Origin of the sequence: Dysgonomonas sp. ZJ709 (assembly GCF_011039195.1) — a bacterium.
In the GTDB taxonomy this organism is placed as follows: Bacteria; Bacteroidota; Bacteroidia; order Bacteroidales; family Dysgonomonadaceae; genus Dysgonomonas.
The window spans coordinates 77,260-90,628 of the sequence record NZ_JAAKEM010000006.1 but is presented as its reverse complement, the minus strand read 5'-3'; the positions used below and the strand labels follow the sequence as shown (position 1 = coordinate 90,628).

Annotated in this window: 15 protein-coding genes; 2 read left to right on the top strand and 13 right to left on the bottom strand. The window is 36.8% G+C overall.

Annotated elements, in window-relative coordinates; genetic code table 11:
* Window positions 1–123: 123 nt before the first annotated feature.
* The 4 genes from G7Y56_RS06455 to mce form a co-directional block, all read right to left on the bottom strand.
* Window positions 124–540, bottom strand: a complete 417-nt coding sequence (locus G7Y56_RS06455) for a biotin/lipoyl-containing protein (RefSeq protein WP_165021421.1) — start codon at window positions 538–540, stop codon at window positions 124–126.
* Between the two features lie 19 nt (window positions 541–559).
* Window positions 560–739: a hypothetical protein gene (locus G7Y56_RS06450; protein ID WP_165021420.1), complete on the bottom strand. Its 180-nt coding sequence runs from the start codon at window positions 737–739 to the stop codon at window positions 560–562.
* 19 nt (window positions 740–758) lie between these two features.
* On the bottom strand, window positions 759–2,318 hold the full coding sequence (locus G7Y56_RS06445) for an acyl-CoA carboxylase subunit beta (protein ID WP_165021419.1): 1,560 nt from the start codon (window positions 2,316–2,318) through the stop codon (window positions 759–761).
* Between the two features lie 91 nt (window positions 2,319–2,409).
* Window positions 2,410–2,823: a methylmalonyl-CoA epimerase gene (gene mce / locus G7Y56_RS06440; RefSeq protein ID WP_165021418.1), complete on the bottom strand. Its 414-nt coding sequence runs from the start codon at window positions 2,821–2,823 to the stop codon at window positions 2,410–2,412.
* Window positions 2,824–3,178: 355 nt separating this feature from the next.
* Between mce and G7Y56_RS06435 the strand changes: the two genes are divergently transcribed.
* Entirely contained in the window at window positions 3,179–3,439 is a 261-nt protein-coding gene (locus G7Y56_RS06435; protein WP_165021417.1) for a hypothetical protein, read from the top strand.
* Window positions 3,440–3,555: 116 nt separating this feature from the next.
* Here the strand turns inward: G7Y56_RS06435 and era are convergent, their stop codons facing one another.
* Entirely contained in the window at window positions 3,556–4,437 is an 882-nt protein-coding gene (gene era, locus G7Y56_RS06430) for a GTPase Era (protein ID WP_165021416.1), read from the bottom strand.
* Window positions 4,438–4,689: 252 nt separating this feature from the next.
* Between era and G7Y56_RS06425 the strand changes: the two genes are divergently transcribed.
* On the top strand, window positions 4,690–6,438 hold the full coding sequence (locus tag G7Y56_RS06425; RefSeq protein WP_165042033.1) for a L,D-transpeptidase family protein: 1,749 nt from the start codon (window positions 4,690–4,692) through the stop codon (window positions 6,436–6,438).
* Window positions 6,439–6,507: 69 nt separating this feature from the next.
* Here the strand turns inward: G7Y56_RS06425 and G7Y56_RS06420 are convergent, their stop codons facing one another.
* The 8 genes from G7Y56_RS06420 to ispF all read right to left on the bottom strand — a co-directional run bounded on the left by G7Y56_RS06420 (window position 6,508) and on the right by ispF (window position 13,359).
* On the bottom strand, window positions 6,508–6,813 hold the full coding sequence (locus G7Y56_RS06420) for a hypothetical protein (protein ID WP_165021204.1): 306 nt from the start codon (window positions 6,811–6,813) through the stop codon (window positions 6,508–6,510).
* Between the two features lie 109 nt (window positions 6,814–6,922).
* Window positions 6,923–7,633 carry an outer membrane beta-barrel protein gene (locus G7Y56_RS06415; protein ID WP_165021414.1) on the bottom strand — a complete coding sequence of 237 codons (711 nt, stop codon included), beginning with the start codon at window positions 7,631–7,633 and terminating at the stop codon, window positions 6,923–6,925.
* A 33-nt stretch (window positions 7,634–7,666) separates the two neighbouring features.
* Window positions 7,667–8,890: a pitrilysin family protein gene (locus tag G7Y56_RS06410; RefSeq protein WP_165042031.1), complete on the bottom strand. Its 1,224-nt coding sequence runs from the start codon at window positions 8,888–8,890 to the stop codon at window positions 7,667–7,669.
* Complete coding sequence (locus G7Y56_RS06405; RefSeq protein ID WP_165021412.1) at window positions 8,887–9,585, bottom strand: DNA alkylation repair protein; 699 nt, start codon at window positions 9,583–9,585, stop codon at window positions 8,887–8,889. Before G7Y56_RS06405 ends, G7Y56_RS06410 begins: the two co-directional genes overlap by 4 nt.
* 48 nt (window positions 9,586–9,633) lie before the next feature.
* Window positions 9,634–11,109: a cysteine--tRNA ligase gene (gene cysS / locus G7Y56_RS06400; RefSeq protein WP_165042029.1), complete on the bottom strand. Its 1,476-nt coding sequence runs from the start codon at window positions 11,107–11,109 to the stop codon at window positions 9,634–9,636.
* Between the two features lie 41 nt (window positions 11,110–11,150).
* A complete protein-coding gene (gene dusB / locus G7Y56_RS06395) occupies window positions 11,151–12,134 on the bottom strand; it encodes a tRNA dihydrouridine synthase DusB (RefSeq protein ID WP_165021410.1) in 984 nt (327 codons plus the stop codon).
* Between the two features lie 51 nt (window positions 12,135–12,185).
* Window positions 12,186–12,860 (bottom strand): tRNA (5-methylaminomethyl-2-thiouridine)(34)-methyltransferase MnmD, encoded by a 675-nt coding sequence (gene mnmD, locus G7Y56_RS06390; protein ID WP_165042027.1) that lies wholly within the window; start codon window positions 12,858–12,860, stop codon window positions 12,186–12,188.
* Window positions 12,861–12,879: 19 nt separating this feature from the next.
* The gene (gene ispF / locus G7Y56_RS06385; protein WP_165021408.1) at window positions 12,880–13,359 is read right to left on the bottom strand and encodes a 2-C-methyl-D-erythritol 2,4-cyclodiphosphate synthase; all 480 of its coding nucleotides are present in this window, start codon (window positions 13,357–13,359) and stop codon (window positions 12,880–12,882) included.
* Between the last annotated feature and the right edge of the window lie 10 nt (window positions 13,360–13,369).

Genomic DNA, 13,369 nt, shown 5'->3' with positions numbered 1-13,369 from the left:
ATTCCACAAAGGTAAGTATAGAAAGCTAAAGGCTAAAACCAGTCTTTATTTTTTATATTAATTTAAAACAAAAAAGGCTGTATGAAATGATTCATACAGCCTCTATATTGATCGGATTTTTTATTATTCGATAGTAAGAATAACGACTCCTTCGAGTACAGAATCACCTGTACTTACTGAGATTGAAGCTACTTTTCCATCCAAAGGCGAGTTGATCGCATTTTCCATTTTCATGGCTTCAAGCATAGCAACTGTCTGACCTTTTTTAACTTGGTCACCTACATTTACCATTATATCAATAACGATTCCCGGAAGTGGAGACTTAATCGCACCAGCACCCGTACCTGCAGGCTTGCCTGCTGCTGGAGAAGAAGCAACAACTGGTCGCTGAATTCTAGGTGCAGCCACCTCTTCTTCTTTTTTCTCTAACTCTACTTTGTAAGAAGTACCGTTTACTTCCACTTCGGCTAGAGTATCTTCCATTTTATTAACGGCAACTGCGTATTCTTTACCGTTGATTTTATATTTAAATGTTTTCATACAACTAATTATTCAAGTTTTATTTTCTACTTGGCATTACCAACATACCATTTTCTTTAGCGCTCCATGGCAAGAAATCCTGTGCAGGTCTTTTGAACGTAAGCACATTGCTTTCTACATCATGTACCTGATCTTGCATTTCATATATTGCCATCGCAATAGCTGCTAATACGTCTGCCGGTATATTATTTTCACTCATAATTATATTCTTTTAGAGATTATAGAGGCAAGTTATCATGCTTTTTAGCAGGATTAGTTTGCTTTTTAGTTCTCAATTGTTCTAATGCACGGATTACACGGAAACGTGTGTTACGTGGTTCAATAATATCATCGATATAACCATAGCGAGCAGCGTTGTAAGGATTACAGAACAGTTTGTTGTATTCGTCTTTCTTAGCCGCAGCAACTTCTGCTTGTTTAACAGGATCAGTCTCTGCTTTGATTTCCTTAGCATATAGTACTTCAACAGCACCGTCAGCACCCATAACTGCGATTTCGGCAGTTGGCCATGCATAGTTGATATCTCCGCGAAGTTGTTTACAACTCATTACGATATGAGAACCACCGTACGATTTACGAAGTGTTACAGTAACCTTAGGCACTGTAGCCTCACCGTAAGCATAAAGTAATTTTGCACCATGAGTAATAACACCACCGTACTCCTGACCTGTACCTGGAAGGAATCCGGGAACGTCAACCAATGTTACTATTGGAATATTGAACGCATCACAGAAGCGTACAAAACGAGCAGCTTTACGTGAAGCATTAATATCCAGTACACCAGCCATATATTTAGGTTGGTTAGCTACGATACCAACAGATTGTCCGTTGAAGCGAGCGAAACCTACAATGATATTTTTAGCATATGCCGAATGAACTTCCAAAAATTCGCCATTGTCAACAACAGCACCGATCACTTCATACATATCGTATGGTTTGTTCGGATTTTCAGGGATAATTTCGTTCAACAAATCATCCATTCTTGCGATAGGATCTTTGCATTCGCGTCTTGGAGCTTCTTCCATATTATTAGAAGGAAGGAATCCAAATAGTTGACGGATTAGTGCTAAACCATCATCTTCGTTGCCAACAGAAAAATGAGCAACACCCGATTTAGTTGTATGTACACTTGCACCACCTAATTCCTCTTGAGTTACATCTTCACCTGTTACGGTTTTCACTACTTTAGGTCCTGTAAGAAACATGTAAGACATGCCCTCTGTCATTAAAGTAAAGTCGGTAAGAGCCGGAGAATAAACAGCACCACCGGCACATGGACCGAAGATACCGGAAATCTGAGGGATAACACCCGAAGCTAAAATGTTACGTTGGAAAATTTCAGCATAACCAGCAAGAGCATTAATACCTTCTTGAATACGTGCGCCACCCGAATCGTTAATGCCAATAACAGGAGCACCTACTTTCATAGCCATATCCATCACTTTACAGATTTTCATAGCTAGAGTTTCAGATAAAGATCCTGCAATTACAGTGAAATCCTGAGCAAAGACGTAAACCAGACGACCTTCGATAGTTCCACAACCGGTTACAACACCATCACCTAGGAACTTAGTTTTCTCCATTCCAAAGTTTGTACAACGGTGCTCTACAAACATATCAAACTCTTCGAAGCTTCCTTCGTCGAGTAGAATCGCTACGCGTTCGCGTGCTGTGTATTTACCTTTTGCGTGTTGAGCTTCTATTCTTTTCTCACCACCGCCAAGACGAGCTTTTGCTCGAAGTTCAATTAGCTCTTTTACTTTTTCAAGTTGGCTCATGTTTTTATATTTTATAATTCAATATGATTTTATTCTAATAGAAAATGACTTTACAACAGATAGTCTATGTGTAAAGCCATTTATTAATTTCTTATTTCTTTGGTGTTTCACAAAGCTCGGTCAACACGCTACCTGTCGATTTTGGATGAAGGAAAGCTATATCCAAACCTTCTGCTCCGCGACGTGGTGCTTTATCAATTAACTGAACACCTTTTGCTTCCACTTCAGCAAGAGCGTTAGCAACTCCATCCTGAACGCACCATGCGATGTGATGTATACCTTCACCTCTTTTTTCGATAAATTTGGCGATTGTACTTTCAGGGCTTGTTGGCTCTAATAATTCAATTTTAGTTTGTCCTACTTTGAAGAATGCGGTTTTTACTTTTTGGTCTTCAACAACCTCAATGCTATAGCATTTCAAACCTAACACTCCTTCGTAATAAGGTAGTTGTTCTTCGATACTTTTTACGGCAATACCTAAATGCTCGATGTGTGAAATATCCATGATTTATTAAAAATAAAATGTTATTATTTAGTTTTGACAAAAGTACTACTAAATTATAAGACAACGAAATTTATACAATAAAAAAAACACATACTATTGCACACTTTTCATGGAACTGTGCAACAATCTTATAATACGGAGATTCACTATAAACTACATACTTTTCAATAAAATTAAATAACGACTCAAAAAATAAATATTCCTGCAAGGCGGTTGAAAACAAACATATCTGCCCACAATTAAGTTAAATACATGTTAATAATTAGTTAATTTAACGTTTAGGTAAAACTTTTTTGAGTTTTATTCCTTATCTTAAAAGAGGTAAGATGTCCAACCCTAATTAAAGTTATTTATTATGAAAACAGATGACACTTTAAAAAAGAGTGGAAGCATCGTCTACAAGGTAGATCCTGAAAGATTATCTATCAGCTCATTCAATATTAGCCAGATTAATGTAGAAGATACCACCACAACGTATGAGAATTTCTCAATGGAATGTACCTCTAGCAAATTAGAACTTAATTTGGATAGACTTCCTGCTAAAATTAAAGGGATTATGTATTTTAAAACAAAAGATGAAGCCCGTGATTTTATCAAGAGTCAAATCGGTATGTAAAACCATTTAACTTCTTATGATTTTCAAAGTAATATAGTTAATTGTAATACTTTGAAACAAAATAAAAAAACGCATCGGCTTTAACACCCATGCGTTTTTTATTTTATATAATATATTTAGTCCATACGATAACCAAAAGATCGGAGTATATTATCGCGGCTTCGCCAATCCTTCTCTACTTTGACATACATTTCCAAGAATATTTTCTTATCGAAGAATCGCTCCATATCTTTACGAGCCATAGTACCAACTTTCTTCAAGGCTGCACCCTTGTGACCAATAATAATACCTTTTTGGGTATCACGTTCCACAATGATCAGTGCTCGAATATTTATAATTTCGCGTTCGTCTTTAAATTCTTCTACTACAACCTCGACAGCATAAGGAACCTCTTTTTGATAATACAAAAGTATCTTTTCGCGGATAATCTCAGTCACAAAAAAGCGAGCCGGACGATCGGTTAAAGCATCTTTTTCGAAATAAGGAGGAGACTCGGGTATTAACTGTAATATTCTATTCTTCACTACATCTACATTAAACTTACTTATTGCAGATATAGGGTATATCTCAGCTTTGGGCAACAATTCTTTCCATGCGGCAACCAAAGTTTCCAATTCCTGTTGGTTACTCTTATCTATTTTGTTTATTAACAGTAAAACAGGTACATCAGTACGCTGAACTTTTTGAAGAAAAGCTTCATTTTTATCAGTCTTTTCTATCACATCTGTCATATAAAGCAATACATCCGCATCACTTAAAGCCGATTCTGAGAAATTGAGCATCGACTCCTGTAACTTATAATTAGGACGAAGTACTCCCGGAGTGTCAGAATATACAATCTGATATTCGTCAGTATTAACGATACCCAATATACGGTGTCGTGTAGTCTGAGCCTTGGAAGTAATGATAGAAATCTTCTCTCCGACCAATATATTCATTAATGTCGACTTACCGACATTAGGGTTACCTACTATATTTACAAATCCTGATTTATGCATTCCATTATAATTAATTGACAACAAAAGTACAAAAGTTTTCGTTGCAAATAGAAAACTATACCCGCAGATTGATCATAAAAATAAAGTAACAGAACTATTTATACCAAACAATGTTATAGAATTGAATGACCAATCTTACAAATATAACTGTTAGCTATCATGGTGTGTTGTCTATTGGCAAAGTTTTACTACTTTTGTCAGCGAAAAAAATACAAACAATTCTACATAAAGCAAAGTAGCTTTGATACACATATGAGACAAATAACACATCTTATACTTTTACTTTTCTTATTCTTCGAAATATCGGCTTGCAAAAACAATGAAAATGTCAAAATTAGTGAGTCCGGCAAAAAGGAAGTTGTCAGATCAAAGTTCGCAAGAAATTATCCGGATTTCAACCCACAGGAATTTCATGAGATGTTTCAAGAGCATGTGCAATCAGATTCAATATTATCATTGCTATACTCCAATAATGATTACAAGCCGCTTTGGATAAATGACACTTTGAACACGACAAAGGTACAGAGTATCATAGCGATACTAAGCAATATCGATGAACATGGGATTCCTGAAAACTTATTCCCAACAAATAGTATTCTTTCAATAACCGACTCTATTGATTCCGGAGTATTTTCTGACAATCTGGATTTACTATATGTAAAAATGGCTGAATTGGAAGAAATGACTACTAAAGCTGCTGTAAAATATACCAGAGGTATGACATACGGATTTCTTAACCCTAAGAAACTTTTTGGAAAAGATGATTATAGCATAACAATACTTCAAGCTGATTCTACTTTTAATACTCAATTATATACCGATATCATTAAAGATCCGATTGCCACAATGGAAAAGTCGCAGCCAACAGATGAAATATACCTTAAAATGCAAGCTGCTTATAAAGACTACGAAAATAAAAAGGATATAAAGTTTGATAAAATTGAGAATAAGGGCGATAACATAGGTTATAAGATTGGGGATCGGAGTAAAAACATATCAGCAATAGCACAACGTTTGCTGATAACAGGAGAATATAGTGCAGATTCGACAAGCAGTGATAGTTTACATCAAGTACTGGACAACGAGCTTCTTGCCGCAATAAATACATTCAGAAAAAAACATTCTTATCCTGAAGATAATGAGATTGGCAGCTTAACCATAGAGGCGCTAAACAGACCCTTCGAATACTACCAGAACACCATTCAGGCCAACATGGAGCGCTATAGATGGAAAAGAGCAAAGAAGAATGAAGATAAGCATATAGAAGTAAATATTGCAGCATTTAAGTTAATAGCGGTTCAGACTGATAGTGTACCACTAATTATGAGAGTTTGTGTTGGCAGCATTGGCAATAAAACTCCCACACTTCAAAGCGACATTGCATACATGAACCTTAATCCGGTGTGGAACGTACCGACAAGTATTGCACGTAAAGAGATTAGTGTCGCTCAGAAAAAAGACCGTACATATCTTTCGCGTAACAATATGAAGTTATATAAGGATGGTAAAGAGGTGGATGCTTCTAGTATCGATTGGGACAAAGTGAATCCCAGCAAATTCGGATATGCTATAAAACAAGGGTCGGGCTATAGCAATTCACTTGGCCGTATTAAGTTCATGTTCAACAATTCTTTCTCGGTATATTTGCACGACACTCCTAACCAAAAGGCTTTCGGCAGAAGGAATAGAGCAATAAGCCATGGATGCGTAAGAGTACAGCGCCCCGTAGACCTTGCTTTCTTCTGCACATCGCCATCGTCAGAGATGTATAAAGACCAGCTTCTTTTCAGTATCGATAGAGAACCGATGAGCAAAGAAGGCAAAAAATTAAAAAAAGAAGATAAGCTAAAAAAGATTGGAGATATAATTAATCCTAAAGTGAAGATATCTTTATTTATCGACTACCAGACTATATACACACAGCCTAATGAAGATGATCTCTACTATGCTGACGATGTGTATGGGTACGATACTATTATACTTGAGGCTCTGAAGAAATAAAATACTTTATTATACAAAAAGGGTCGGTTTGATATCAAACCGACCCTTTTTGTATAATCAGATAATTCTTTATTTTTCCTCAAATAGTTCTGTGGCCATTTTACCCAAATTCTCCACACCTTTCTTCGCTTTAACAGCAAAGCTATCAACCTTATCAGTTATTTTATCCGTATAGTTCTGTGTTTGCTCCGAGACATTATTATAAAATCCTTTTACTTGTTGAACTACATTCTCCTGCTTCTCCTTTGATAGTTTATTCCAGGCAACATCAAGACCTTCTCCATCAAGATAATCTTTGAAGACAGATATAGCTTTAACAGCTTGATCTTTTGTCAATCCTGCTTCATTTTGCAGTTTATTTATAATATTTTCCATACCATTCTATTATTTCACATTGCACACATATACAACCCGAAACAAATTTGCAAAATAAAACGGGAACTGTAATACAGTTCCCGCTTAAAATATATTAAATGTATACATATCAGAATCTAAAACCTAACCCAATATAAAAATTACGATTTCTACGGACATCTCCGGCTATAGCAGATATATTATGAAGACCATACTCATAGCCCATTGTTATTCCATATATATCATATATAGCTCCGACACTAAGCCCTGCACCATAATCGAACCTTTTTAATTGACCTAAACTTGTTAAATGGAAAGTCTGCTGATCGCCGGAATTTACATCACTTACATTCGTTTGTGTTCCAGCTATAGTTGTTATCGTTCCTGTAACATTACTAAGACCTTTAAAACCATATGCAACATATATACCACCATTAATATTCAAAGCAAAATTATTTGTGAAGTAATGCTCGAGTCCGACATTAAAGGGTACCTGTACATAATTGGCATCAACCCACGTTCTTCGATCGACTAATGTTGTTATGCCACTATTCCGATCTACACTATACGAGTTTTCATGCTGTTTCAATCCTTTTTTGGTTATAAAAAAACCTGTTTGCAACTGAAAATCGCCAAGAACTTTATAGCTCACAGTTCCACCAAACTGAACTCCAATCTTAGGCTGTTTATACATATTACCACCTTGTATGTCCATTTCAGCAAAATTTAATCCAAATCTAAAATCGCCCCGAAGTTTTCGGGTTTTTATTCCTTGGGCATTCAGGCTTGTGTAGCTGAATAAGATGCACATAAACAAGAGTATCTTATATTTTATTTTCATAAGGCCAATATAGTAATTGCAAAGTTAGAATAATTAATTATATATCAAGCTAAAGAGGCGATTTTCATCGAATATCTCGTTCGCAACTTCTTGTAGCTGAGAAGATGTTATAGCTTCTATCCTGGAAAAACTTTCCTCTAGTGTATTAATATGATTATAGTACAAAAAACTTTTACCCAAAGTTAATGCTAAATTTTCATGATTATCGCTCGATACTCCAATTTGTCCTATTAATTGCTTTTTAGCTATTGCTAATTGTGATGTTGTCAATTTTATATCTCTCAGTTTTTTCAGTTCACGATGTATAAGATCGATACATTTGTTTGCATTTTTCTTATCGCAGCCAAAATAAATAGAAAGTATACCTGTATCTGAATAGGCCGTAGCAGATGAATCGACATTATAAACATAACCTCTCTTTTCGCGAAGGCTTATGTTTAATCGGCTATTCATACCGGGTCCACCCAAAATATTATTCAACAGATGCAAAGTTCTGCGCTTAGGATCAAGAATAGGGTAAGAACGCCCTCCGATAAGAGCATGTACTTGCGATGTATCCTTATTATCAGCTTTATTTATGGGTGAGATTATTTTCGGAGTCAAACGATGACCACCATACTCACTAAAAGTAAGATCTGACAAGTACTTTTCTGCCCAATAAATAATCTTTTTAAAGTCTGTTTTTCCCATAGAGAAGAAAACAACATTCGACGGAATATAGTGTTTATTTACAAACGATTTGGCTTTTGTTGTATCAAAACCGATCAATTGGTCTGGATCTCCGAGTATGTTATGACCTATATCTGAATCTTTGAACACAAGGTCTTCAAACTCATCGAAGATCAGTTCCGAAGGACTGTCTTCGTAAGAGTGAATCTCATCTATAATCACCTCAACTTCTTTTTCTATCTCACTTTGAGGAAATTCAGAATGGAAAACCAAGTCAGACAGCAATTCAAATGCACGTCCGAAATGTTCTTCTAAAAAGATAGAATAGATTACCGTTTCTTCTTTGTTGGTATATGCGTTTAGTTCACCACCCACATGCTCCATGCGATTGATAATGTGATGCGAACGCCTTTTCTTTGTCCCTTTAAACAGCATGTGCTCAACAAAGTGAGCCATGCCGTATTCGTCGCTTTCTTCATCACGTGTTCCGGCATTTACAATAAAACCGCAATAGGAAACATTTCCTTCCATTGGTTTATGTACAATCCGCAATCCATTAGATAATATATGTGAATGGTAATTTATCATTTTTTCATGTAGTGTGCCCTTTCTTCGGGCGTAAGTTTCTCTATCGAGTAACGCAACATTGTGCGTGGCATTACTTTATGATGCTTATCTAAAAAAGAGCAAAGTACTTGCTTATCTCTCTTTCCTGCTTCACGAAGCAACCATCCTGTTGCCTTATGCATAAGGTCGTGCGGATGTTGTAAAAGTTTTTCGGACAAAGCCAAAATATCTTCAAAATCGTTTTGCCCGATAAAAGCAAATGTAGACAGTACGGCAATTCGCTGATCCCAAAGCAAATCACTATCTGCCAGTTTATATAAAACCGAGTGATCTTTACCCACTAAATATTCGCCTACAATATATTGAGCACTAAGATCAACCAAATCCCAATTATTAATACGGTGCGTATGAGAAAGGTAAAAATCAAAAATCACCTTACGCTCTTCTTCTTTAGCTTTCTTAAATCGTTCGACAAGAATCAATAATGCGCAAAGACGACATTCGTGATATTCATTATTCAAAAGCTTTGTCAGCTCATCAAAAGAAATGTCTCTATTTACTTTAGCTACCTTTCGTGAATCGGGCACTACAACACCAATAAATTTATCTCCTTCTCCATACTGTCCTTTTCCTGTTTTGAAAAAGTAAGGAAGGAAATCTCTCTTTTCGGGTGTGGAATAAGATTCGAGTTGCTTTTGTATTTCTTTCGCTGTCATAGATCGTAAAATAAGATGGGGATAAATAATATCTCTTTAGCTATATCATTATTTTAGCTTCCACTCCGCTCCATCTTTACCATCCTTAATCTCAAAACCGATCTTAGCCAATTCGTCTCTGATCTGATCTGAGGTAGCCCAGTCTTTATTCGCCTTAGCTTTAGCACGAATGTCAAGCAATAGATCGATAGCTTTAGAGAAAGATTCATAATTATCACCCACTCCCGATTTTGCTTCATCTATGATACCCAAAATATCAAATAGGAATAAGTCGAAAATAAATTTCAATTCATTTAGATCGTCTTGCGTCAAAGAAACTTTACCATCAAAGGCTGAATTTATTATTGTGGCTGCTTCGAACAAGTGTGAAATTACAACTGCTGAATTTAAATCGTCATTCATTGCCTGATAACATTTATCACGCAATCCATTCACCTCTACTGTTGAAGTAGCAGACGCTTCTATTTTATCTATCTTAGAATAAGCATCCAACAATCTGCTTAATGCTTTTTCGGAAGCTTGCAATGCTTCATTACTGAAATCGACAGTACTGCGGTAATGTGCTTGCAATATAAAGAAACGAACTGCCATCGGCGAATAAGCCTTTTCCAGCAATTCATGGTCACCCGCAAAAAGCTGTTCCAAGGTTATAAAATTCCCTAACGAACGAGCCATTTTCTGACCTTTTATCGTAATCATATTGTTATGCATCCAGTACTTCACTACCTGATGCTTTTCTGATGCCGTATTTTGAGCAATCTCACATTCATGATGCGGAAACATAAGGTCTAAACCACCACCATGTATATCGAACTCTTTGCCTAGATATTTTATACTCATAGTAGAGCATTCGAGATGCCAGCCCGGAAACCCTTCGCTCCACGGTGATGGCCAACGCATGATATGTTCGGGTGCAGCTTTTTTCCAAAGTGCAAAATCTACTTTGCTGCGCTTCTCATCCTGTCCGTCCAATTCGCGCGTGGTATTCAGCATCTCCTCTATATTGCGATGCGACAAAATACCATAATTATAATCTTTATTATATTTTTCCACATCAAAATAAACAGAACCATTGCTTTCATAAGCATAACCATTTTCCAATATTCGGTTAATAGTCGCTATCTGCTCTATAATATGTCCCGAAGCATGAGGTTCGATAGAAGGAGACAACGTATTCAAGGCATCCATCACTTTATGATACCTATTGCTATAGTATTGCACTACTTCCATTGGCTCTAGCTGCTCCAGACGAGCCTTCTTGGCTATTCTGTCTTCACCGCTACCGGCTTCATTTTCCAAATGACCTACATCGGTTATATTTCTCACATATCTCACTTTATAGCCGATATGCTTCAAATATCTGAATAATAAATCGAAAGTCACCCCATGACGAGCGTGCCCAAGATGTGAATCACTATATACAGTAGGCCCACAAACATACATCCCCACGTGAGGAGCATGAAGTGGTTCGAAAACTTCTTTTTGACGAGTTAATGTGTTGTAGATAGCTAGCTTCTGATCCATGTTTTAAAAGTCGTTATTATAAGAATACAAAAATAAGAAAATTATACGTCGAACTGGTTAGGAATATCATCCATTATCGAAAATATTTCTTCTACACTATCTGCTCTGAGCATAGCAACACGTATTTTTTTGAAATCGGGTATTCCTCGGAATATGGAACTTATGGCTAAATGACGACGACTATGCAATATACCACCTCGCTCGCCCGAATGAGCTACGTTTTCACGAATAAGTTGTTTCAAAACTTCTACATAGGCTGTAAAAGTTTTTTTAGGCAGATGTTCACCGGTCTTTAGAAAGTGCTTTACTTCTTCAAAAATCCATGGACTACCAATACTCCCACGCCCTATCATCACTGCATCAACTCCTGTTTCATCGAAACGCTGCTTACAGATTTCAGGTGTGGTTACATCACCATTACCTATTATAGGAATATGCATACGTGGATTATTCTTTACTGCCCCTATAAGCGTCCAGTCAGCCTGTCCTGTATACATCTGTGCACGTGTACGACCGTGAATAGTCAAGGCTTGAATACCGACATCTTGTAGTTCTTCTGCCAGATCAACAATTATTCTGGAATCGTTATCCCAACCCAAGCGGGTTTTTACAGTAACAGGCAAGTTTACAGCCTTAACTACTTCCCGAACTATATCGACCATCAAATCAGGAGTTTTCATCATTCCCGAACCTGCGCCTTTACCTGCTACCTTCTTCACAGGGCAGCCAAAGTTTATATCTAGTATATTGGGGTTATATTCTTCGCAAATCTTTGCTGCTTCGACCATAGCATCTACTTCCCGACCATATATCTGAATAGCCACAGGTCGTTCTTTGTCACTGATAGCAAGCTTTGCTTCTGTTTTGTTTACACGACGTATAAGAGCATCGCTCGATACAAATTCGGTATAGACCATGTCTACCCCAAATTGTTTACACATAAGTCGAAATCCCAAATCGGTGACATCTTCCATCGGTGCCAAAAATACGGGATTATCGCAAAATTCTATATTACCTATTTTCATTGAGAGTTTGTTTCTAAAAAAGAGATACAAAGATAGACAATCTTCGTCAATTTACAGATGTTTGGTAGCACGCAACATCTCTCTCTTTCCGGGTGGTCCGGGTAAACGCTCGGTCGTAAATCCGGCTTGTTGCATCATCCGTCTGACAATTCCTTTAGCACAGTAAGTCACTAAAATACCGTCATTGTTCAAGATTCCATAAAGTTTATCGAATAAATGCTGCGTCCACATATCGGCTTGCTTGTCGGGTGCAAATGCATCGAAATATATCAGATCAATTTTATTTATCTGGGTGAAATCAAATTGAGTGAAATCAGCCTCTATCTTCTTCAGATAGTAATTTGGTACTATTTGTGCTTCTAGTCCCCAATCTATGGAATGCATCTTTTCATAACTCATCCGATCGGATAAAGAATGAGATTGTGCATAATTTAATTGATTAATAATAGAAAGAGATAATGGATAAGCTTCTATCGCAGTATAATGAATTGTCTTCCCATACTTCTGACTATCTAACAGCGTAAGTAAAGCATTTAGCCCTGTGCCAAATCCTACTTCGAAAACATGAACATCATTCTTTTGACAATGATGTAAACCTGTATCTATAAAGACATGCTTAGACTCTTGTATCGCACCATTTACAGAATGATAGTGCTCGTCGAGTTCAGGTACAAAAAGAGTGTGAGAACCATCGGCTGTAAGCTCTATCTGGCGTTTCACACTCATTTTATTTATATTTGTTATATTATTTCGACTCAATTAAAGCCACAGCGTAAGCCGAAAATCCTTCTTCACGCCCAACAAATCCCATTTTTTCGGACGTGGTTGCTTTTATTGAAAGATCGTCGACCGATATTTGGAGTATATCAGCCATTACTTTTTGCATATCGGGAATATGGGGATTAATCTTAGGTCTTTCGGCACAAATTGTAGCATCAATATTACCTATTTTGTATCCTTTCTCGGTGATTACCTCTAATGTTCTTTTCAGTAATATCTTGCTATCGATATCTTTGTACTCCCCTGCATTATCAGGAAAGTGAAAGCCTATATCTCTCAAGTTGGCTGCACCTAACAATGCATCGCATATTGCATGAATAAGCACATCGGCATCAGAATGCCCTATCAGACCTTGTGGGTGATCAATCTTAATACCACCTAACCATAAATCACGATTATCTGCAAGGCGATGTACATCATAGCCAAATCCAACACGTATTTTCATTATTCAGATT